Origin of the sequence: Meiothermus sp. Pnk-1 (assembly GCF_003226535.1) — a bacterium.
In the GTDB taxonomy this organism is placed as follows: domain Bacteria; phylum Deinococcota; class Deinococci; order Deinococcales; family Thermaceae; genus Allomeiothermus.
The window spans coordinates 349,008-369,649 of record NZ_QKOB01000006.1; the positions used below are offsets into that span (position 1 = coordinate 349,008).

General features: G+C 63.6%; 18 protein-coding genes. 8 read left to right on the forward strand and 10 right to left on the reverse strand.

What is annotated here, in order from left to right:
- Window positions 1-4: 4 nt before the first annotated feature.
- The 6 genes from clpB to dnaK form a co-directional block, all read right to left on the reverse strand.
- Complete coding sequence (gene clpB, locus DNA98_RS11050) at window positions 5-2,572, reverse strand: ATP-dependent chaperone ClpB (RefSeq protein WP_110530596.1); 2,568 nt, start codon at window positions 2,570-2,572, stop codon at window positions 5-7.
- Between the two features lie 123 nt (window positions 2,573-2,695).
- Window positions 2,696-3,637: a dienelactone hydrolase family protein gene (locus DNA98_RS11055; RefSeq protein WP_110530598.1), complete on the reverse strand. Its 942-nt coding sequence runs from the start codon at window positions 3,635-3,637 to the stop codon at window positions 2,696-2,698.
- A gap of 115 nt (window positions 3,638-3,752) precedes the next feature.
- Window positions 3,753-3,995 carry a chaperone modulator CbpM gene (locus tag DNA98_RS11060; RefSeq protein ID WP_110530600.1) on the reverse strand — a complete coding sequence of 81 codons (243 nt, stop codon included), beginning with the start codon at window positions 3,993-3,995 and terminating at the stop codon, window positions 3,753-3,755.
- Window positions 3,996-4,005: 10 nt separating this feature from the next.
- Complete coding sequence (locus DNA98_RS11065) at window positions 4,006-4,866, reverse strand: DnaJ C-terminal domain-containing protein (RefSeq protein WP_110530602.1); 861 nt, start codon at window positions 4,864-4,866, stop codon at window positions 4,006-4,008.
- Between the two features lie 32 nt (window positions 4,867-4,898).
- Window positions 4,899-5,459, reverse strand: a complete 561-nt coding sequence (locus tag DNA98_RS11070; RefSeq protein ID WP_110530604.1) for a nucleotide exchange factor GrpE — start codon at window positions 5,457-5,459, stop codon at window positions 4,899-4,901.
- Window positions 5,460-5,537: 78 nt separating this feature from the next.
- Complete coding sequence (gene dnaK / locus DNA98_RS11075; RefSeq protein WP_110530605.1) at window positions 5,538-7,412, reverse strand: molecular chaperone DnaK; 1,875 nt, start codon at window positions 7,410-7,412, stop codon at window positions 5,538-5,540.
- Window positions 7,413-7,658: 246 nt separating this feature from the next.
- Here dnaK and ftsH point away from each other — a divergent pair, with 246 nt between their 5' ends.
- Window positions 7,659-9,539, forward strand: coding sequence for an ATP-dependent zinc metalloprotease FtsH (gene ftsH, locus DNA98_RS11080; RefSeq protein ID WP_110530607.1), 1,881 nt, complete (start codon window positions 7,659-7,661; stop codon window positions 9,537-9,539).
- A gap of 105 nt (window positions 9,540-9,644) precedes the next feature.
- Window positions 9,645-10,175, forward strand: a complete 531-nt coding sequence (gene dps, locus DNA98_RS11085; protein ID WP_110530609.1) for a DNA starvation/stationary phase protection protein Dps — start codon at window positions 9,645-9,647, stop codon at window positions 10,173-10,175.
- A gap of 6 nt (window positions 10,176-10,181) precedes the next feature.
- On the opposite strand, the gene DNA98_RS11090 is transcribed toward dps, so the two are convergent.
- The 3 genes from DNA98_RS11090 to DNA98_RS11100 form a co-directional block, all read right to left on the reverse strand.
- Window positions 10,182-10,829, reverse strand: coding sequence for a DUF1345 domain-containing protein (locus DNA98_RS11090; RefSeq protein WP_199489385.1), 648 nt, complete (start codon window positions 10,827-10,829; stop codon window positions 10,182-10,184).
- Window positions 10,830-10,898: 69 nt separating this feature from the next.
- Window positions 10,899-11,189, reverse strand: a complete 291-nt coding sequence (locus DNA98_RS11095; RefSeq protein ID WP_110530611.1) for an HU family DNA-binding protein — start codon at window positions 11,187-11,189, stop codon at window positions 10,899-10,901.
- Window positions 11,190-11,280: 91 nt separating this feature from the next.
- Window positions 11,281-11,919 (reverse strand): 1-acyl-sn-glycerol-3-phosphate acyltransferase, encoded by a 639-nt coding sequence (locus tag DNA98_RS11100; protein ID WP_110530612.1) that lies wholly within the window; start codon window positions 11,917-11,919, stop codon window positions 11,281-11,283.
- 146 nt (window positions 11,920-12,065) lie between these two features.
- Between DNA98_RS11100 and DNA98_RS11105 the strand changes: the two genes are divergently transcribed.
- The 3 genes from DNA98_RS11105 to DNA98_RS11115 all read left to right on the forward strand — a co-directional run bounded on the left by DNA98_RS11105 (window position 12,066) and on the right by DNA98_RS11115 (window position 16,075).
- Complete coding sequence (locus DNA98_RS11105; RefSeq protein ID WP_110530614.1) at window positions 12,066-12,701, forward strand: rhomboid family intramembrane serine protease; 636 nt, start codon at window positions 12,066-12,068, stop codon at window positions 12,699-12,701.
- A gap of 99 nt (window positions 12,702-12,800) precedes the next feature.
- Entirely contained in the window at window positions 12,801-14,489 is a 1,689-nt protein-coding gene (locus DNA98_RS11110; protein WP_110530616.1) for a transglycosylase SLT domain-containing protein, read from the forward strand.
- Between the two features lie 299 nt (window positions 14,490-14,788).
- Window positions 14,789-16,075, forward strand: coding sequence for an NAD(P)/FAD-dependent oxidoreductase (locus DNA98_RS11115; RefSeq protein WP_110530618.1), 1,287 nt, complete (start codon window positions 14,789-14,791; stop codon window positions 16,073-16,075).
- Between the two features lie 69 nt (window positions 16,076-16,144).
- On the opposite strand, the gene DNA98_RS11120 is transcribed toward DNA98_RS11115, so the two are convergent.
- Complete coding sequence (locus tag DNA98_RS11120) at window positions 16,145-16,369, reverse strand: transcriptional regulator (RefSeq protein ID WP_110530621.1); 225 nt, start codon at window positions 16,367-16,369, stop codon at window positions 16,145-16,147.
- A gap of 190 nt (window positions 16,370-16,559) precedes the next feature.
- On the opposite strand from DNA98_RS11120, the gene murA reads away from it, so the two are divergent.
- The 3 genes from murA (at window position 16,560) to DNA98_RS11135 (ending at window position 20,608) form a co-directional block, all read left to right on the forward strand.
- The gene (gene murA / locus DNA98_RS11125) at window positions 16,560-17,831 is read left to right on the forward strand and encodes a UDP-N-acetylglucosamine 1-carboxyvinyltransferase (protein ID WP_110530623.1); all 1,272 of its coding nucleotides are present in this window, start codon (window positions 16,560-16,562) and stop codon (window positions 17,829-17,831) included.
- A 63-nt stretch (window positions 17,832-17,894) separates the two neighbouring features.
- Window positions 17,895-18,993, forward strand: a protein-coding gene (gene prfB / locus DNA98_RS11130; protein ID WP_110530625.1) for a peptide chain release factor 2 whose coding sequence is annotated in 2 segments (ribosomal slippage) — window positions 17,895-17,945 and window positions 17,947-18,993 — 1,098 coding nt in all. Because the reading frame shifts where the segments join, the coding sequence is not laid out codon by codon here.
- A 526-nt stretch (window positions 18,994-19,519) separates the two neighbouring features.
- Window positions 19,520-20,608, forward strand: coding sequence for an A24 family peptidase (locus tag DNA98_RS11135; RefSeq protein ID WP_110530627.1), 1,089 nt, complete (start codon window positions 19,520-19,522; stop codon window positions 20,606-20,608).
- Window positions 20,609-20,642 lie beyond the last annotated feature (34 nt).

A 20,642-nucleotide genomic window follows, 5' to 3' on the forward strand; every position in this document is an offset into this window, starting at 1 on the left:
TCCTTTAGGCTTGTACCGGGGCCTGGACCTCAAAGCTGAGGCCTTGTGGCCCTGCGTTCACCCGCAAGTAGGCCCCGTCTTGCACCTCGCCGGCCAGGATCTTCTTGGCCAAGGGGGTCTCGAGTTCGCGCTGGATCACCCGCTTCAAGGGACGTGCCCCGAATACCGGGTCGTAGCCGCGCTCGGCCAAGAAGCGCTTGGCCTCGGGGGAGAGCTCCAGGGTGATGCGCCGCTCAGTAAGCCGATGCCGCAGGCCCTCGAGCTGGATCTCCACGATCTGGGCGATCTGCTCCTGGGTGAGCGGTTTGAACACCACGATCTCGTCCAGACGGTTCAGGAACTCGGGGCGGAAGTTCTTCTGCAAGACCTCGAAGACCCGGTTGCGGATGGTCTCGTAGGGAAGACCCGCCTGGATGCCCTCGAGGATCAGCGGCGAGCCCAGGTTCGAGGTCAGGATGATCACCGTGTTGCGGAAGTCCACCGTGCGCCCCTGCCCGTCGGTGAGCCGCCCGTCGTCGAGGATCTGCAACAGCACATTGAACACGTCGGGGTGGGCCTTCTCGATCTCGTCGAAGAGGATCACCGAGTAGGGGCGGCGGCGCACCGCTTCGGTGAGCTGCCCGCCTTCCTCATAGCCCACGTATCCCGGAGGCGCTCCGATGAGCCGGGCCACGGTGTGCTTCTCCTGGTACTCCGACATGTCGATGCGCACCATGTTCTCTTCGGTGTCGAAGAGCTGGGCGGCCAGGGTTTTGGCCAGCTCGGTCTTGCCCACCCCGGTAGGCCCCAGGAAGAGGAAGCTCCCGATGGGGCGGTTGGGGTCTTTGAGGCCGGCCCTGGCCCGCCGGATGGCGTCGGCTACGGCGACGATGGCCTCGTCTTGGCCCACCACCCGTTTGTGCATCTCCTCTTCGAGCCGCAGGAGCTTCTCGCGCTCCCCCTCCAAGAGCTTGCTCACCGGGATGCCGGTCCAGCGCGAGACCACCTGGGCGATATCCTCCTCGGTGACCTCCAGCCGGACGAACTTGGCGTTCCTGAGCTCTTCGGAGAGCTCCTTTACCCGGGCTTCGAGCCGGGGCAGCTCGCCGTAGCGCAACTCGGCGGCCTTGTTGAGGTCGTAGGCCCGCTCGGCCTGCTCGATGCGCGTGCGCACCTCGTCGAGCTTCTGCTGGGCTTCGCGCAAGGACTTCAGCACCTCGCGCTCGGCTTCCCACTCGGTTTTGAGCTTGCCGATCTCCTCGTTGAGGCTGGCGATCTCCGCCTCGATGTCGTCCAGCCGGGCCTTGGACTCGAGGTCGGTCTCCTTCTTCAAGGCCTGGCGCTCGATCTCCAGTTGGAGCTTCTTGCGCTCGAGCGAGTCGATCTGCTCGGGGCTCGATTCCAGCGCCATGCGGATGCGGGCCGCCGCCTCGTCGATGAGGTCGATGGCCTTGTCGGGAAGCTGCCGATCCGAGATGTAGCGGTGCGAGAGCACCGCCGCGGCCACGATGGCCGGGTCGCTGATCCGGACCCCGTGGTGCACCTCGTACTTCTCCTTGATCCCGCGCAGGATGGAGATGGTGTCCTCCACGCTGGGCTCTTCCACGAACACCGGCTGGAAGCGGCGCTCGAGGGCGGCATCCTTCTCGATCTCGCGGTACTCGTCCAGGGTAGTCGCCCCGATCATGTGCAGCTCGCCCCGGGCCAGCGCGGGCTTGAGCATGTTCCCGGCGTCCACCGCGCCCTCGGCCTTGCCCGCTCCGACCACGGTGTGCAGCTCGTCCACGAACAGGATCACCTCGCCCGCGCTCTGGATGGCCTCCTGAATCACCGCCTTCATGCGCTCCTCGAACTCGCCGCGGTACTTGGCCCCGGCCAGCAGGGAGCCCATCTGGAGCGAGATGATCCGCTTGCCCTTGAGCCCCTCGGGCACGTCACCCTTGACGATCCGCTGGGCCAGCCCTTCCACGATGGCGGTCTTACCCACCCCGGGCTCGCCGATGAGCACCGGGTTGTTCTTAGTCCGGCGCAGCAGGATCTGCACCGTGCGGCGGATCTCCTCGTCGCGCCCGATCACCGGGTCGAGCTTGCCCTGCTCGGCCAAAGCGGTGAGGTCGAGGCCGTACTGCTCGAGGGCTTGGTAAGTACCCTCTGCGTTTGCGCTGTCCACTTTCTTCCCTCCTCGTATCTCCTGAACGGCGGCCCGGAGCGCGCTGATGCTAGGCAGCCCAGCGTAGCCGGTCTCGGCCAGGGCCAGGGTGAGCGTGTCTACGGCCACGAACTTATCGCCGAGCTCCTTGGCGAGGGCCTCGGTGCGGTCAAAAACCGCGCTGAGGCGGTTGGATAGGTACTGCCCCCCCTCGGCGCCGGAGACCTTGGGCAGCCGGCCCAGTTCGGTCTGTGCGGCCTGGTAGATGGCGGCGGGGTTCCCGCCCGCTCGCTCCACCAGCCGGGCCGGCAGGCCCTGGGGGTCCCGTAGCAGCACCGCAACCAGGTGTGGCACATCCATAGCCTGGTTGGAGAGCTGGCGCGCCAGGGTCTGGGCTTGGGCTAGGGCTTGTCTAGCTTGTTCGGTCCAGGCCTCGAGATTCATAGCTGAATATTAGTATGATAGTTGAGCGTCATATTGTCAAGTTAGCTTAGTGTAATTCCTGACCCCGGAAGCCCTTTGGGGCTTCCGCAGGGTCTGGTGTGCTGCTGGTAGATGCCCGCCGGGCTATGCCAGATAGGTCCTGAACCATTCCAAAGTCAAGCGCCAGGCATCCTCCGCAGCCGCCGGGTTATAGTTGGCCCCGGTGTTGTTGTGGAAAGCGTGGTTGGCCCCCTCATAGATCTTGATCTGGTACTTGACGCCCGCTTTTTTGAGGGCTTCCTCGAGCGCGGGGATCCCGGCGTTGATGCGGGTGTCGTTGCCGCCATAGATGCCCAGCACCGCGGCTTTGATGTTAGGGACTTTGTCCAGGTCGGGGGCCGGTCCGTAGAAGGGCACCGCGGCTTTGAGCTCGGGGGCTTCGGTGGCCAACCGCCAGGTGAGGCCGCCGCCAAAGCAAAACCCCACCGCCCCCAGCCTGTCGGCGCGCACGCCTGGGGTGCTCTTCAGCACCTTGAGGGCCTCCTGCAGGTTGGCGATGTGCTCTTCGGGAGGAGTTTGCGCCAGGTAGCTCGAGATCTGCGCGGTGTCGGTGAACTTGGCGGTCCCCCCTATTTTCGATACCAGGTCGGGAGCCAAGGCGATGTACCCAGCTTTGGCTAGGCGGCGGGCCACGTCTTGGATATAGGGTTGTAGGCCGCGGTTCTCGTGGATCACCACCACCCCTGGGGCAGAGGGGTTTCCGGCGGGGCGGGCCAGGTAGGCGATATGCTCAAAGCCCCGGGCGGTATAGCGGATCTCCTGAGCCTGGATGGCCGGGTCGTTGGGGTCCACCAGCGGCTTGGACTCCGGGGCCGGGGCCTGAGGATTGGCCTGCTGGGCCTGGGCCAGTTCGGCAGCGCTCACGCCGGTCACGCCCAGCGAGGTGAGGAGCATCCGGGCCCCCGGCACCCCGCCCCCTAGCAGCACGGTGCGGCGCAAAAACTCGCGGCGGTCGATCTCCCCTTCGCGGTAATCCTCGGCAAACTCCTCGGCCACATAGCGGAACAGATCCTGGCGGTCCGACATGGAGGGTACCTCCCAGGGTCTCAGTGTCCCCCTTTTACGAGGTACAAAGCTCGAGTCGGGCTACAAATACACGAACTCCCCGGCGCTGCCGCCACGAAGCCAGGGAGCAGCAGGATTAGCGCCCGTAGCGCTCGAGCACCTCTACCACCAACGCCGCCCCGATCAGGTTGACCCCCAGGTCGTGGCGGATGCGCTCGGCGCGGCGGAGGCGCCAGAGGTCTTGGGGCTGGAAGTACCAATGGCCACCGGCCTCCATCGGCTCGACAAAGCCGATCTCCACGTAGGCGCGCACCGCCGCCGGGGAAAGCCCCTCGCTGGTGAGGGCCTCGAGGCTATACAGCTCGCTGCGCACCAGCATCTATACCCTCCTAATGCCGGACCTTGAGCAATTCCGCTAGCTGCCGGTACAGCCGCTCCTCCTCGGGGGTGGGGTGAGAGGGGACGGTGAGGCGTACCTCGGCGTACTGGTCACCCCGCCCACCTTCCCGGCGGGGCCAGCCTTTGCCCCTAAGGCGTAGCTTCCGCCCGGCCTGGGTGTGCTTGGGGATGGTGAGCTCCACCGGGCCATCCAGGGTGGGTACCCGGACGGGACCTCCCACCACCGCGATAGGAGCCGGCACATCCACGCCGACATAGACATCGTCGCCCTCCAGGCGGAATACCTCGCTGGGCTCGAGGCGAACGGTCAGGTAGAGGTCGCCCCCCCGGCGGCCCTTCCCGGCCAGGCGAATCCGCTGGCCGTCGCGCACCCCGGCGGGAATGCGCACGCTGAGCCGCTCGCCGTCAATGGTGAGGATCTTCTCGCCCCCTCGGTAGGCCTCTTCCAAGGACAAAGAGAGTTCCGCCTCCAAGTCTTGCCGGGCTCGAGCCTGGCGGCCTATGTTCCCGAAGAGGTCACCGAAGCCACCGCCAAAGAGCTGCTGGAAAAAATCGGAAAAGTCGCCCACGTTGGCGCCGGGTATATGGCCGCTCCAAGCTCCACCCGGCGGCGGGCCCTGCCAACCCGCCGAGGCAGCTTGGGTACCGTATTGATCGTAGAAACGCCGCTTCTCCGGGTCGGAGAGCACCGTGTAGGCTTCGTTGATCTCCTTGAACTTTTCCTCGGCTCCGGGGTCTTTGTTGACATCCGGATGGTATTTGCGGGCCAACTTCTTAAAAGCCTTCTTGATCTCGTCTTGCGAGGCGTTCTTGGAGACCCCCAGTGTGGCGTAGTAATCCTTGTAGGCCATACCATTCAGACGTGCGGGTCGCAGCCCGGGGTTCAGCTATCGGCGCTTGTGGGTTGACCTTCCGCCTCAGGCGCCTTGCCGCTACCCACTACGACCCGCGCCGGGCGCACCAACATCTCGCCGTACTTGAAGCCCTGTTGGTAAACGTGGAGTACCTTGCCTTCTTCCCCTTCTACCGCCCCGATGGCCTCGTGGTAGCGAGGGTCGAACTCGGCGCCGACCCCAGCCACCGGCTCCACCCCTAAACTGCCCAAGTTGCGGCGGAAGTTCTCGAGCACGCTCTTTACGCCGGGCAGGAGTTCTTCGGGCTTAGCCTGAGCGAATCCCAGCGCCCGCTCGAGGTCGTCCAGCGCCGGGAGCAAAGCCCGGATCGCTTCAAACTTGCCGCTGCGCTGAGCCTCGGCCAGCTCGACGGCCATGCGCTTGCGGTAGTTATCAAAGTCGGCATAAAGCCGAATGTACTTGTCTTTAGCGGCCTTGAGTTCCGCCTGCAACAATTCGTTCTCGCCCTTCAGGCGCTCGAGCTCAGAGATCTCCGCCTGCGCCTCCGGGGCCTCGGTCTGGATGCTTTCGTTGGGGTTCTCGGGCTTCATGCTCTCGCTCCTGCCAAACGTCGGGGCCGAAGGTCAAGGGCAGTCCCGCCTCTCGCCCCTCGACCCCGGACACCGGCGCTAGTCGGCGGGCTTGTAGTCCGCGTCGATCACATCATCGCTCTTGCCCTGGCCGCTGGGGTTCCCGCCAGCCGTGGCTCCTACCGTAGCCCCTTGTTCGTAGGCTTGGATGGCCTGGATCAACTCCTCGGTGGCGGAACGCAGCTCGGCATCGGGGGCGTCGCGGTCTACCAGGTCTTTGGCCTTGGCGATGGCGGCCTCGAGGCGGCTCTTGGCTTCGGGGGTGCTTTGTTTCTCGCCCACCACCCGTTCGGCCTGGATGCGGGCGGTGTCGAGGTTGTTCTTGAGCTCGGCGTGCTCTTTGCGCCGCCGGTCAGCCTCGGCGTTGGCTTCAGCCTCCTTCACCATGCGCTGGATCTCGGCTTCGGAGAGGGTGGTGGTGTTTTGGATGGTGATGCTGGCCTCTTTGCCGGTGCTCTTCTCCTTGGCGGTCACGTGCAGGATGCCGTTGGCGTCGATGTCGAAGGTCACCTCGATCTGCGGCATGCCTGCGGGCATGGGCGGGATGCCCTCGAGCTTGAAGCGGCCCAGGCTTTTGTTGTCCGCCGCCATGGGGCGCTCACCTTGCAACACGTGGATCTCTACCCCAGGCTGGTTGTGCTGGGCGGTGCTGAAGATCTCGCTCTTGCGGGTAGGGATGGTGGTGTTGCGCGGGATGAGCACCGTCATCACCCCGCCCTTGGTCTCTACCCCCAGCGAGAGGGGGGTTACGTCCAGAAGCACCACGTCCTCCACGTGCCCGGTGAGCACCCCGGCCTGCACCGCCGCGCCTAGGGCTACTACCTCGTCCGGGTTCACGCTGCGGTTGGGTTCCTTGCCCAGCATCTCCCGCACGATCTGCTGCACCGCCGGAACCCGGGTCGCCCCGCCCACCAGGATCACCTCGTCGATCTTGCTGGCGGGAAGGCCGGCATCCTTTAGCGCCTGTTCGACCGGCCCCCGGATGCGCTTCAGCAGAGGCTGAATGAGCTCTTCAAACTTGGCCCGGGTGAGCTTCTTCTCCAGGTGCAGCGGGGTTTTGGAAACCGGGTCAAGCCCGATAAAGGGCAGGCTGATGGTGGTCTCAGTGACGTTGGAAAGCTCGATCTTGGCCTTTTCGGCGGCCTCGATGAGGCGCTGTAGGGCCTGCTTATCGGCCTTGAGATCCACCCCGCCGGACTCCTTTTTGAACTCCTCGGCCAGCCAGTTCACGATGGCGTAGTCCATGTCCGAGCCACCGAGGTGGGTATCGCCGGAGGTGGATTTCACCTCAAACACCCCCTCGCCGATCTCGAGCACCGTCACGTCGAAGGTCCCGCCACCCAGGTCGAAGACCAGCACCGTCTCGTTGCCCTTCTTGTCCAGGCCGTACGCCAAAGCCGCCGCGGTGGGCTCGTTGATGATCCGCAGCACCTCGAGGCCGGCGATCTTCCCGGCGTTGGCGGTGGCCTCGCGCTGGGAGTTGTTGAAGTAGGCCGGCACCGTGATCACAGCCTTGGTGATGCGCTCCCCCAACTTCTTGGAGGCATCGTCTACCAGTTTGCGCAGGATCATGGCCGAGAGCTCTTCGGGGGTATATTGCTTATCCCCGATGCGCACCCGCACCCCACCATCCGGCCCCGGCTCGACCTTGTAGGGAACCCGGCCCGCCTCCTCGCGTACCTCGTCCCAGCGACGCCCGATAAAACGCTTGATCTCGAAGACGGTGCCCTCCGGGTTCAGTACGGCCTGGCGGCGGGCCATGCGCCCCACCAGGGTTTCGCTGCCTTTGAACGCTACCACGCTAGGGGTGGTGCGCTCGCCTTCGCTGTTTTCCAACACGGTGGGCTGTCCACCCTCCATGATCGCAATCACGCTGTTGGTGGTACCCAAGTCAATGCCCACGGCTTTTGCCATCTTCGTCACCTCGTCAGTGGAGTTGCCAACCCCGACTAAGGGCGGCTCACTAACCACTAGACTAGCTTTTCTATTGACTAATGTCAATAGACTTGAGCGTAATATTGTCAAGTTGGGGCGCACCCGGCTGCATTACGCAGGGAAGTAGCCCTGATTCGCCCCAGAGAGGCCGCTGGGCAGAGTGATGCTTTAACTACCTTCGGCTCATCCTCAAGGTGTACCCTTAGTTATACGAGGAACCTAGCGATGAACCGACTCCCCTTCAACCTTTGGATTGTGCTGATCGCCGCTATTCTCATCGCCTGGGCGTTTAGTCTAGCGGGCACGCAAAACCAGTCGGGAAGCATCGGCTACGCCACTTTTGTGCAAGAGGTGGAGCGCAACCGGGTGCAGGAGATCACCATCGAGGGAACCCGCCTCACGGGCCGACTCTCCGACGGGGAGCGCTTTACCACCTACGCCACCCAACCTCCCAGCGATGCCACGGTACGGGATTGGATTAAGAAGGGGATCAACGTGATCGTAGCGGCCCCACCCCGGGATAATCCCTTCTCCGGAATTCTGATTCCCGTTTTGGTGCTGGTCTTGATCTTCGGGTTGTTCTGGTATTTCTCGCGCAACTTCCGCGGGGGCGGCAACGATGGGGCATTCAGCTTTACCAAAAGCCGAGCCAAGGTGCTCACCGAAGCCCCCAAGACCAACTTCCGTGACGTGGCGGGTTGCGACGAGGCCAAAGAGGAGCTAAAGGAACTGGTAGAGTTCCTCAAAAATCCCGGCCGCTTCCACGAGATGGGGGCCCGCATCCCCAAGGGGGTACTGCTGGTAGGGCCGCCTGGATCGGGCAAGACCCATATCGCTCGAGCGGTGGCGGGGGAGGCCAAGGTTCCTTTCATCACCGCCTCGGGCTCGGACTTCGTGGAGATGTTCGTGGGCGTGGGAGCTGCCCGCGTGCGCGACCTCTTCGAGACCGCCAAGCGCCACGCGCCCTGCATCGTCTTCATCGATGAGATTGACGCGGTGGGCCGCCGCCGGGGAGGTGGCGTGGGTGGGGGCAACGACGAACGCGAGCAGACCCTAAACCAACTGCTGGTCGAGATGGACGGTTTCGAGAAGGAGACCAGCATCATCGTAATGGCCGCGACCAACCGCCCCGATGTGCTCGACCCGGCCCTGTTACGCCCGGGCCGTTTCGACCGCCAGGTGCCCATCGACGCCCCGGACGTACGAGGCCGGGAACAGATCCTCAAGATCCACTCCAAGGGTAAGCCGCTGGGCGAGGACGTGGACCTAGCCCTGCTGGCCAAGCGCACCCCTGGCTTCGTGGGGGCTGACCTCGAGAACCTCCTCAACGAAGCCGCGCTCCTCGCAGCCCGCGACGGACGCAAAAAGATCGCCATGAAAGACCTCGAGGAGGCCGCCGATCGGGTCATCATGGGTCCGGCCCGCAAGAGCTTGGTGATCACCCCCAAAGACCGGGAAGTCACCGCCTACCACGAGGCCGGGCACGCCTTGGCGGCGCACTTCTTGGAGAACGCCGACCCGGTGCACAAGCTCACCATCGTGCCGCGCGGGCGGGCCATGGGTTTTATGATGCCTAGCCGGCAAGACACCCTGCACTGGTCGAAGAAACGCCTCACCGATCAGATCGCCGTAGCGTTAGCGGGCCGGGCCGCCGAGGAGTTGGTGTTTGACGACGTGACTACCGGGGCCGAGAACGACTTCCGCCAAGCCACCGACCTAGCGCGCCGCATGATCACCGAGTGGGGCATGCATAAGGACTTCGGTCCGGTGGCCTACCAAGTGCGTGAAGATACTTACCTGGGCGGCTACGACGTGCGCCAGTACTCCGAGGAAACGGCCCGCCGCATCGACGAGGCAGTCAAGGCGCTGCTCGAGGAGCAGCGCGAGCGGGTAGTCAAGCTCCTGACGGAGAAACGGGATATCCTCGAGCGGGTGACGCAAGCCCTTTTGGAGTACGAAACCCTCAACGCCGAGCAGTTCGTTCGGGTGGTGGAGGGCTTGCCGGTGGAAGAATCCCCTTCCGAACCGCCCAAGGACAAGGAGGAGAAAGAAGTCCCCCGCATCGTGCCCAAGATCAAGCCGGGGAGCGCGCTAGGTGGGGCCTAAGGCCCAAAGCCGCCTGCGGCCGTGCGCGCAACCTCACACGCCCCCCGGGCGATCCAAGCTTAGACTGGCGAAGACCGGCCGCCCTATGCGGCTAAGGAGGGAAATATGGCGGTAAAAAGGCTCAAGGCAAGTCCCCAAGGCGAACCCCAGCTTCTCCCTACCCATAACGACCTGGCCGCCGATGTCCGGCGCTCTGTCGTCGCGTTGCTACAACCCCGCCTCGCTGATGCGGTAGACTTGCACTGGCAAGCCAAACAAGCCCACTGGAACGTGAAGGGGCCGAACTTCATCGGACTGCACGAACTCTTTGACCGCTTGGCCGAGGCCGTGGATGAGTGGGCCGACCTCCTAGCGGAGCGCATCGTCCAGCTCGGCGGGATCGCCGAAGGTACGGTCAAGGTGGCTGCTGGACGATCGGCTTTGCCCGATTACCCCCTGCACGCTACGGAATGGGCCGAGCACGTCGAGGCGGTTTCCCAGGCTCTCTCGAGCTTTGGTCAGGCAGTACGCAGGGCGATTGACCAAGCGGGCGATTTGGGCGACCAGGACACCGCCGACCTCTGCACCGAGATCTCCCGTGCGGTGGACAAGATGTTGTGGTTCGTGGAGGCCCACACGCGGAGTAGCGGGCAATAAAGCAGCCTACCTGCTCAAAAATCCAGCCAGCCCGTTGATTGTCACTGCTATAATCACCGTACCAAACAGGTAAGACAGTAAGGCGTGCTGCCAGGCCAGACGCCGCATGCGCGTGGTGGTTAGGGTGGTGTCGGAAACCTGAAAGGTCATCCCTACGGTGAAGGCGATATAGACGAAATCTTGGTAGCAAGGAGCTTGGGGGCTGTTGAAGTCTATCCCCTGCCTGCCGCTTTCATAGTACTGGCGGGCATAGTGCAGGGCGTAAAGAGTATGAATCATCCCCCACGACACCGCCACTACCAATACCCCCAGCCCGGTGAGAGCGCTTGAAAGCACCGGGTTCTCCTGCCGCACCGCGCTAGCCTGGTCCAGTGCAAACAACGCGCCGGCCAAGCTAGCAATAGCCCCCAGCGTCACCACCGCCGCCGAAGCCGCACGCCCCTCGTCTTCCCGCAGGGCCACTGCCTCGGTTTGCTCAGGGCTGGCGCTCAACAACAGCGGCCATATTGAGATTAGAAATGCGCCGCAAAACCCGGTCCAGCCAGATAGGACAGGGATTTCCCAAGGCTGTTGCGGAACCAGCAACCCCACCCCTACCCCCACCACGGCGGAGATGGCTAACCGGACCAGGGCAGGCACGGGGCGGATGTCCATAGCTATGGCATGGGGTAAGAAGCGAACGGGAGACGCATAGCGCCCCCCGCCGGAAGGGAAGGTAAGAACTTACTTCTTAACTTTCTCCTTCAGGGCTTTGCCGGGCTTGAAGGCCGGGTACGAGGAGGCGGGGATCTTGATCTTCTGGGTGGTGCCGGGCTTCACGCCGGTGCGGGCCTTGCGCTTGCGAACCTCGAAGGTGCCAAAGCCGGTGAGCTGCACCTTGTTGCCACTAGCCAAAGCGTCTTGCAGGTGGCTTAGGAAGTGGTCCACCGCGGTCTTGGCATCCTTTTTCTTCATACCCGCAGAGCTAGCGATCATATCGATCAGGTCAGCTTTCGTTTTGGTTTTCTTCGCCATTCGTCACCTCCTATATTTCCCTTCGCCAACGACTATAGCACATATTAGGCGCAAAACGCAAGCTGTTGACCGGGTTTCTTTCTCTTAATGCTTAGGCTTTTGATTGCGTAAGATTTGGGTCGGGATGGTACTTGGGTGGCAAAAGTGCGATAACCGCGGCCTCGATTTGCCTTGTAAGGGCGTCTAGCGCTTGGTGATCGAGCTTTTGTTCACTTATTTGAATGGGTTGGCCGAAAACCACTTTGATGGGCCGTCGCAAGTAGACTTTTCGCCCGTAGGGCCAGGCCTCATAGCTGCCAATTACTCCCACGGGGACCACAGTAGCCCCGGTCCGCGCGGCGATGGCGGCCACCCCGGTTTTGAAGGGCAACACCTTGCCCTCACGGCCTCGCGTCCCGGAAGGAAAGATGCCAAAGGCTTTCCCTTCTCTGAGTACCCGGATGGCCGCTTTGATAGCCCCCAAGTCGCCGGCTCCGCGCTCTACCGGGATGACGTAGAGCTGGGGTAGCAACCAGGAGAGTATAGGCATCTTGAAGGGCTCAGAGCGCGCCATGAACACTACCGGGCGGCGAATACCTGAACCGATAGCGATAGGATCCACAATGGAAAAGTGGTTGGCCGCCAGGATCACCGGCCCGGTTTTGGGGACATTCTCAGCACCTTCAACTCGGTAACCGAACAAGACCCGCAACAAGAAGTTGGCAATGTACCAGGCGATGCGATACACCATGGGGATAGCTTATCGTGGTGGGTGAGGGATAGGCGACCGGGAGCCCCATTGGCCTGATCCACCGCCTTTGGCGTATGGCGTACGACCAAAACAGGGCCCCAGGGCTGATGGACATCTTTCTAAGTTGCGGTAAAGTAGCTTGACCCATGTTCCCGCTTTATGACATCAACCGCTCTCGCCGCGTTCCTTACGTGCTGCGGTTATTGGTGCTGACGAACCTAGCCGTATTCGTTTGGCAGTTTTTTCTCTTTCCCGACCCCGATCAGGCCATCTTGCAGTATGGGTTCATCCCCTCGAGGTTCTGGGCCGACCCCACGGCGGAGTGGCCACGAATTTTCACCAGCATGTTCTTGCACGGCGGGCTTGCGCACCTATTGGGGAACATGTGGTTTTTATGGGTCTTTGGCGACAACGTCGAAGACCGCTTGGGCCATCTTCGCTTTTTGCTGTTCTACCTTCTGGGCGGTGTCGCGGCGGCTTTGGCCCAAGGGTTGGTGTTTGCCTCCACCGGTGCCCCTATGGTGGGGGCATCCGGAGCGATCTCCGCGGTGCTGGGGGCTTATATCGTGCTTTTCCCTCGCGCCACGGTGCTGTCGCTGGTAGGTTGGATCCCCCTGCCGGTTCCGGCCTTTATTTACCTGGGTTATTGGGCCTTGATCCAGCTCTTGCAAAGCTTCGCCGGAGTGGAGGGGATCGCCTTCTGGGCGCACATCGGCGGCTTTATCTTCGGGATGGTGTCGGTACGGGTGTTTACCCCGCCCTGGACCTCGAGGCGCTACTAGCGGTCTGCTAACAGGATTTACAACGACCCTCAGAGCGCAACGCTACGCCCGGAGCCACCTCTGAAGCCCATCTCATCTACTGACCTTAGGCTAGGGTTTATGCGGTGGGGGCTTCTGTTGCTGGTGCTGCTGGCCTTGGGTTGCCGGGGCCAGCAGCTGCCGGGAGCGTACCAGGAACTCGAGCGGGCCTTGCAGCAACAGGACCTCCTGGCCCTGGCCAGCCTGGCCGCTGACCCTGGTTTTGCCGGGCTGGTGGCGGCGCGCACGCTGGCCGCCGATCCCACCCTTTCCGCCCTCGAGCGAGCCCCCCACGCCTTAGCCTGGGCGCGCTTTCTCGAGCAATCAAGGGCCTTTGAGCCGGGCTTCACCCCTCGCACCGCTTGGGCACAGGCCGCCCCGCTTCTGGAAGCCGCCGGGATGCGCACCGAGGCTATCGAGGCGTACACCCGGCTCCTACCTGCCCCGGAAGCGGTCTCCGGCCTGCGTCGCCTGACCTCGGGCGATGACCTCTACCATAGGCTCTACGCGGGCAAAGCCTATGAAGCGCTGGTAGAGGTCTTGCCGGAGGGGGTACGACCCGACCTTAGGGCGCCTGCGCTGTACCGGTTGGGGCGCTACCGCGAGGCCATTCCCGCGTATCGGGAGTGGTCTAAAACCGACCCCAAAGGGCTCTACGGTTTGGGCTGGAGCCTTTACCTGAGCAATCAACAGGCGCTGGGCATCCAAACCTTGGCCCGCTACGATCTACGCGAGAGCCGCTTTGCCCAGGGGGCTTGGTTGCAGAGTCAGGGACAGATCCCCCAGGCCATCGCCGCCTACCGCGAAAGCACCCCCGAGGGGCAATGGCGGGCAGCAGGGTTGCTCGAGCAGGGAGGTCGCCTCCGCGAGGCCCTCCTGGTTTATCTCCAGCTGGCCCGGCCCCAGCCTGCCTCTGACCGCTCCTCCTCCCCGGCGTCTTTCCGCGACGACGCCGCTTACCGAGCCTGGGTACTGGCCCGACAGATCGGCGCGGGCGAGCTCGAGCGCCAAGCGTACACCCTGCTTGGGGGCGGGCTAGCCGTCCTGGCCGGGAAGCCCCTCGAGCCCAAGCTAGCCCCCGCGCTCCCCCCTCTAGCGCAAGAGCCCTCGGCCATCCCCATAGCCCGTGCACTCGCCCAGCACGGAAAAACCGAGTGGGCCCGGGGCGAGCTGCGCTACGCCCTGCTGCAAACCTCCGACCCTTCCAGCCAACTGGCCCTGCTGCGAGAGCTGCAGGCGCTGGGGGCTTACCGTGAAACGATCCGCTCGGCCAGAGAGCTTCCCCCAAGCCGAGCGGTTTTGGAGGTAGTCTACCCCCGCGCCTACGCCGAGTGGGTCGAGAAGTACGCCCAAGCCAACGGGCTCGAGCCCTCCTTGCTCTGGGGGTTGATGTGGCAAGAGTCGCACTTCGATCCCCAGGCGGTGAGCCGTACCGGGGCCCAAGGGCTGTTGCAGTTTACCCGCCCCACCTGGGAGGATGTGGCGCGGATGCTGGGGGAAACCTCCGGTGATCGCTTCGACCCCGAGACCTCGATCCGCTACGGAGCCCGTTATCTACGCTGGCTCTACGACCGCTGCACCTTTGTGGACGAGGCGGAACGCTGGCCCTGCGCAGTCCTGGCCTACAATGGCGGGATTGGCTACGTGCGGCGGGGTATCGAAGCAAGCGGTTCGCTGAAGAACTTTTTGCGCTTTCAGGAACGAGAGGAACCTCGCGAATTCTTACCGAGCGTGCTGGAAGCCTACGCCTACTACCATTACTTGTACTGAAAAGTGGTCTCGGGCTAAACGCAAGACGCCGCGTGGGGTGGGCCGGGATTTCGGCGCGCACGCCGCAACGGCTTGGTTATTGACCCGGGGAGAGGCCCATGGATGCTGAGTGTCTCCAGCCCTAGGCTTCGGTAAGGCTTGGGAAATAAAGCACAAATTGTGAGCTGATGGCTAGCCCCTCTTTGAGAAAAGAAGTACAAATGTCCCTAGAGCCGGCGGCAGCGAGCCTGCCCCGCGGTCCCGGTGGAATGGCGGCGGTAACAAAGCCAACGGGATTGCCTAACCCCAGGAGGATTTAGATGGCAAAAAAGCACGTGGTTATATTAGGCGCAGGGTTTGCCGGGCTAGGCGCGGTGCGGGTGCTAGGGCGCGAAAAGGATCTGCAAATCACACTGGTGGATAAAAACAATTACCACCTCTTTCTGCCCCTTCTGTACCAGGTGGCCTCCGCTGGGCTCGAGGCCCCCCAGATTGCCATGCCGATCCGAGCCTTCTTGCGCCGCTACCCTAATGCCCAGTTCGTAATGGGCCAGGCCGAGCGGGTGGACACCCAGGCCAAGGTGCTCTTTGTGGATGGCCAGCCCATTCCCTACGACTATCTCATCGTGGGCAGCGGAAGCCGCAGCTTCGACTTCGGCATTCCTGGGGTGGCCCGGTACGCCCTGGGGCTCAAAAGCCTCGAGGAGGCCCTGCGGGTGCGCGACCGAGCCCTCTCGGCCGCCGAAGAGGCGGCGCGGACCCCCGATCCTCAGCGGCGCCAGGCCCTGCTGACCTTTGTGATCGTGGGAGGGGGCCCCACCGGGGTGGAGCTGGCAGGGGCTTTGGGCGAACTCAAAAAACACGTGGTCGCCCGGGATTACCCGGAGTTGCGGGGCGCTGAACTGCGCATCGTGCTGATCGAGGCGAGCAAGCGTCTACTGGGGGCTTTTTCCGAAGCCTCTTCGCGCTACGCGGAACGCTCCCTCAAGTCTTTGGGGGTAGAGGTGCTCAAAGACAGTCGAGTGGCCGAGGTCAGCGAAGCCGGGGTCCGGCTCGAGAGCGGCGAGTTCATCCCCAGCTTTGTGGTGGTCTGGTCGGCAGGGGTAGCAGGAGCAGCCCTGCCGGGCCTACCTACCACACGCGGCAACCGCGTCGCCACCACTCCCGAACTCTTTGTGCCGGAGGCCCCTGAGGTGTATGTGGCCGGGGACATGAACTACCTCGAGGTGAACGGCAAGCCCCTGCCGCAAGTCGCCCCCACCGCCATGCAGCAAGGGACCTGGGCCGCCCGGAACATCCTGCGCCGCCTACGAGGGCAGCCACAACTCCCCTTCCGCTATAAAGACAAGGGCAACCTGGCGGTACTGGGGCGGGCCAAGGCGGTGGCCGAGCTGGGCCGGGTCAAGTTCACGGGGTTCTTGGCTTGGGTTACCTGGCTGGCCGTGCACATCTACTACCTAGCGGGGTTCCGCAACCGGCTGCTGGTGCTCTCCAACTGGGCCTATAGCTACTTGACTTACGATTACGCGGTACGGGTCATCCACCGGCGCCACTCCTTCCCCCAAGGTGAAGGGGTCGGGAAGGATCCCGAGCCGGTGCTGGCGTAAAGGACCGCAAACGCAGCCCCCTCCTGCTGGGAGGGGGCTGCGCTGCTTTTTGTGGCCGCGTTGGGCGGCTCATTCCTCCTCGAGCACTTCAGCCTCGAGCGTCCTGCGCAGCTCTTCCAGGTCGGCTTTGCCCGCATCGAGCTCCTGAGCGATTTTCTGGATCGCCAGCCGCACCACCTCGGATTTCGAGACCAGGCGTTCGGGGCTGGAGAGCTCATAGGCCGCCTTGGTCAGGAGGGCGTCCTGGTCATCGCTGATTACCACTTGCAGGCGTTTTTTCTCCTTTTTGGGCATCGCTGGGTTAATTCTCCTGGGATGTTTATATCCAACAGCCTTTGCCTCGCGGTCCAGGTATGCTCACTTTAGCATGAAGCAGCAATACTTGACAATGCAAAAGCTGGTATATACGCTCAAGTTGAGTATGGTGAGTATCATACTCAAGATATAGCGTAAGTCGATCCAACGTCTAGGGGAGTCTCGATATATGGAACGTGCGCTGGTTGTACAAGGTGGAATCCCGCTACGGGGCGAACTCCGGGTCAACCCGGCGAAGAACTCAGCCCTCAAAATCATGGTGGCGAGCCTGCTCACCCCGGAGCCCGTCACCCTCATCGAGGTTCCGCGCCTGCGCGACGTAGACGTGATGCTCGAGCTTTTGTCCCACCTCGGCACCCGCTATGCCTGGGAGGGCCATACCCTGCACCTGCACACCCCGGAGATCAAAAACACCGAGGCTCCCCGCGAGCTAGTGGACAAAATGCGGGCCAGCTTTATCGTGATGGGCGCCCTGCTAGGCCGGGTGGGCGAGGCCATCGTGCCAATGCCCGGCGGCTGTCAGTTCGGCCCCCGCCCGGTGGATCAACACCTCAAGGCCCTGAGTCGGCTGGGGGCTGAGATCCGGGAAGAAAACGGCTTCTTCCACGCCCGGCAGACCCGTAGACCCTCGGGCCGGGTGGTTTTCGACATGCCTACCCTGGGGGGCACGGAACAAGCGCTTTTGGCCGCAGCCCTAGGCGGGGAAGCCACCTTGGTCAACGTGGCCCAAGAACCCGAGATCGAAGACCTGTGCCGCTTTTTGCAGATGCTGGGGGTGGAGGTCCAAGGCACCGGCAGCAGCATCCTGCGGGTGCGAGGGAAGGAGCTGCTGGGCGGGGGCAGCTACAGCATCATCCCCGACCGCATCGAGGCGGGAACCTTCCTGTTGATGGCTGCGGCCACCCGAGGGGGGGTCACCCTCACCCACGTCAACCCTCAACACATGGATGCCCTGCTGGACAAGCTGGCTCAATCCGGCCATCACCTCGAGGTGGGTCTCGACTGGGTGAAGCTCGAGGCCACCGCTACCCCCTCCCCCCTCAGCGTAGAGGCGCGGGAGTACCCTGGCTTCGCCACCGATCTACAACCGCTGATGGCCGCTTACTTGGCCACCGTGCCAGGTACCTCCACCGTAGCCGACCGGGTCTACCCCGACCGCTTTGGCTACGTGGGCGAGCTGGCCCGTATGGGGGCCGACGCCAGCCGTAAGGAAGGGGTGCTGCTGGTGAGCGGCAAGGCCCTGATGGGGGCCAACGTCAAGGCTGCCGATATCCGCGCCGGTGGGGCGTTGATCCTGGCCGCCCTGGCCGCCGAGGGCGAGAGCAAGATCGAGGGCATGCAATACGTGGAGCGTGGCTATGAGCGGCTGCCTGCCCGCCTGCAAGCCCTGGGGGCCAGGGTGAGCTTCGGGCAACCCGCCCTGGCCCTGGCTGCGGACTGAAAACCGCTCCCAAGGCAGCGCTCATTTGGCGTTTTGCCTGGGGTGTTCTATACTCGGTGGGTTATGGATCTGCCAACCCTTCAGCACCGACTCGACGCCCTCCGGGGGTATCTTTGACATCTCCGGCAAAGAATCCCGCCTGAGAGAGCTGGAAGTAAAGCTCAACGACCCTCATCTTTGGGATAACCCTACCGAGGCGAGAGCGATCAGCCAGGAAGCTACCCGGCTGCGCAAGGCGGTGGAAAACTACCGCAGGCTCGAGTCCGACCTGCAGGGTTTGCTCGAGCTATGGCCGGAGCTAAGCGCGGAGGAGCGCGCGCAGATGCAGCCCGATCTGGACCGGGCGGGCCGCGAACTGGAGGACCTCTACCACGAAACCCTGCTCTCCTTTCCCTACGCCGAGAACGCCGCTATCGTAACCATCAAGCCCGGCGCGGGTGGGACCGAGGCCTGCGACTGGGCGCAGATGCTCTACCGGATGTACACCCGCTTCGCCGAGCGGCACGGCTTCAAGGTAGAGGTCGTGGACGTAGAGCCGGGGGCCGAGGCGGGCATTGACCTGGCCCAGTTCATCGTGCGGGGCGAGTACGCCTACGGGCTGCTCTCGGTGGAGGCCGGGGTGCACCGGCTGGTGCGCCCATCGCCGTTCAACGCCCAGGGCAAGCGGCAGACCAGCTTCGCCGCGCTCGAGGTGATGCCGGAGGTAGACGAGTCGGTGGAGGTAGAGATCAACCCCGAGGACCTGCGCATCGACGTGATGCGCTCGCAGGGCAAGGGCGGGCAGGGGGTCAACACCACCGACAGCGCGGTGCGGGTGGTGCACTTGCCCACCGGGATCATGGTCAAGTGCCAGATCACCCGCAGCCAGCAGAAGAACAAAGAGCTCGCCATGAACATCCTGCGCTCCAAGCTCTTCGAGATCGAGTGGAAGAAAAAGCAGGAGGAGCTGGCCCGGCTCAAGGGCGAGTCGCGCCCCAACGAGTGGGGCAGCCAGATACGGAGCTACGTGCTCGACAAGCAGTACGTCAAGGATCACCGCACCGGCGAGATGCGCCACGATCCCGAGAACGTGCTGGATGGCGACCTGGAGAATTTGGTGTGGGCCGGGCTGGAGTGGAAAGCCGGGCGGCGGGAGACGGTGGCGGCGGGAGACGAGGATTGAACCCCTCCTCGTTGCACTGCCGCAGGAGCGGCAGCTTGGCTTACCGGCTCCAGGGCCGGTCCATGCAGCCCGCCGAAACCCGGAGGTTTATCGCGGCATTGGCATCGGTTCGCCGAGGGCAAACGGTTGCGATGGCGGATTCGCCGGCGTCCTCTTGCAAGCCTCTGCTGGGTGCACCCCGAGCAAGCAGCGCTCCACTACTCCTCTTGAGGCAAATCGTAGATCTCGAGCGCCTCTCGCCAGGCCTCGGAAATCTGCTCGCCTCGAGGCTTATGCTCTTTTTCCTGGGCAGGAACGGCAGTGATCATCGCGGACCTCCTGAGGCTCAGGTTAGACCGCATTGGGACCGCTCGAGTCGGAGTAGATGAGGGGGTCTTACACGCGGGCAAGAGCGGGGCAACGGGAAACTACACCAGGTCATTTTTAGCGCCTGGGAGGGGCTCGAGGCCACTTTATTCGCCAGTGCTCTACACCGCCAGCGTCACCTGACGGGAGGAGGGGGTGGGGTAACGGCTAAAATGGGCGGGTGACGATCTCCCTGGTGATATTCGCGTTCGTCTTCGGAGCCGTCATCGGCTCATTCTTGAACGTGGTGATCTACCGCCTCCCGGCAAAGAAGTCCATCGTCTATCCGCCCTCGAGCTGCCCCCATTGCGGCCACCGGCTTAGGCCCTCAGAGCTCATCCCCATCCTCTCTTGGGCCCTCCTACGGGGGCGCTGCAAGAGCTGCGGCCAACCCATCTCGGCGCGCTACCCGGCCATCGAGGCCCTGACCGGCCTGCTTTTCGCGGCAGCCGCGGCTTTGCGCCCGGAGTTCCCTGCCCTCCTGTTCATCTGGGCTTTTATCGCCGTCCTGATCGCGCTCTCCTTCATTGACATCGACACCTACGAGGTGCCGGACGCGCTGAGCTACGGCGGGCTGGCCCTGGGTCTTCTGGCCGCACCCCTGATCCTCCCTGGCGGCTTCTCATCTGCCCTCGAGGCCGCACTGATGGCCGCCGGATTGCTGGCCCTCATCAACGGATACGGGGTGCTGGCAGTGACGCGGGGCCGGGGCAACAAACCCGAAGGCCCGGTGGGGCTGCAAACCCTATACTTCGCAGCAGCGGTGGGGGCTTGGCTGGGGCCTGCTGCCGGGCTCGTGGCGGGGTTCCTCAACTGGGGTCTGAATGCCCGCAGCGCCCGGGTCTGGGCGGCCCCCGAAGCCCTGACGTTGGGGCTAGCCCTGCTGGGGCCGCTGGTGGCCTGGCTGATCCCCGGCTGGCCGCTGGGGGTGCAAGACGCGCTGCGCGGCCTCCTCATCGCCGGAGGCGGGATCGCCCTAGCCGGCGGGCTTTACTGGGCCTTCCGGCCTGTGCCCGAAGAAGACGAGGAAGAAGTGGCGGTGCTGGGCTTTGGCGATGTAAAGCTCGCCGGGATGCTGGGGGCCTGGGTAGGGTTTTGGCCTTTCGTAGTGGGGATGTTCGTAGCGGTGATAGCGGGGGCGGTGATCGGGCTGGCCTTGCGCGAGCGCAAGGTTCCCTTCGTACCCTACTTGGCCTTGGGTGGAGTGGTCGCGCTCTTTTTCGGGCAACGGATCCTCGAGGGGTATCTGCGCTACCTGGGGATCAGCTGATACCGTACCGCCGCAAGCGCTTGGGTATAGCATT

What these genes read in the sequence shown, in the direction of transcription:
- clpB (WP_110530596.1), bottom strand. Translation starts at nt 2,572, where the DNA reads ATGAATCTCGAGGCCTGGACCGAACAAGCTAGACAAGCCCTAGCCCAA.
- DNA98_RS11055 (WP_110530598.1), bottom strand. Translation starts at nt 3,637, where the DNA reads ATGTCGGACCGCCAGGATCTGTTCCGCTATGTGGCCGAGGAGTTTGCC.
- DNA98_RS11060 (WP_110530600.1), bottom strand. Translation starts at nt 3,995, where the DNA reads ATGCTGGTGCGCAGCGAGCTGTATAGCCTCGAGGCCCTCACCAGCGAG.
- DNA98_RS11065 (WP_110530602.1), bottom strand. Translation starts at nt 4,866, where the DNA reads ATGGCCTACAAGGATTACTACGCCACACTGGGGGTCTCCAAGAACGCC.
- DNA98_RS11070 (WP_110530604.1), bottom strand. Translation starts at nt 5,459, where the DNA reads ATGAAGCCCGAGAACCCCAACGAAAGCATCCAGACCGAGGCCCCGGAG.
- dnaK (WP_110530605.1), bottom strand. Translation starts at nt 7,412, where the DNA reads ATGGCAAAAGCCGTGGGCATTGACTTGGGTACCACCAACAGCGTGATT.
- ftsH (WP_110530607.1), top strand. Translation starts at nt 7,659, where the DNA reads ATGAACCGACTCCCCTTCAACCTTTGGATTGTGCTGATCGCCGCTATT.
- dps (WP_110530609.1), top strand. Translation starts at nt 9,645, where the DNA reads ATGGCGGTAAAAAGGCTCAAGGCAAGTCCCCAAGGCGAACCCCAGCTT.
- DNA98_RS11090 (WP_199489385.1), bottom strand. Translation starts at nt 10,829, where the DNA reads ATGGACATCCGCCCCGTGCCTGCCCTGGTCCGGTTAGCCATCTCCGCC.
- DNA98_RS11095 (WP_110530611.1), bottom strand. Translation starts at nt 11,189, where the DNA reads ATGGCGAAGAAAACCAAAACGAAAGCTGACCTGATCGATATGATCGCT.
- DNA98_RS11100 (WP_110530612.1), bottom strand. Translation starts at nt 11,919, where the DNA reads ATGGTGTATCGCATCGCCTGGTACATTGCCAACTTCTTGTTGCGGGTC.
- DNA98_RS11105 (WP_110530614.1), top strand. Translation starts at nt 12,066, where the DNA reads ATGTTCCCGCTTTATGACATCAACCGCTCTCGCCGCGTTCCTTACGTG.
- DNA98_RS11110 (WP_110530616.1), top strand. Translation starts at nt 12,801, where the DNA reads ATGCGGTGGGGGCTTCTGTTGCTGGTGCTGCTGGCCTTGGGTTGCCGG.
- DNA98_RS11115 (WP_110530618.1), top strand. Translation starts at nt 14,789, where the DNA reads ATGGCAAAAAAGCACGTGGTTATATTAGGCGCAGGGTTTGCCGGGCTA.
- DNA98_RS11120 (WP_110530621.1), bottom strand. Translation starts at nt 16,369, where the DNA reads ATGCCCAAAAAGGAGAAAAAACGCCTGCAAGTGGTAATCAGCGATGAC.
- murA (WP_110530623.1), top strand. Translation starts at nt 16,560, where the DNA reads ATGGAACGTGCGCTGGTTGTACAAGGTGGAATCCCGCTACGGGGCGAA.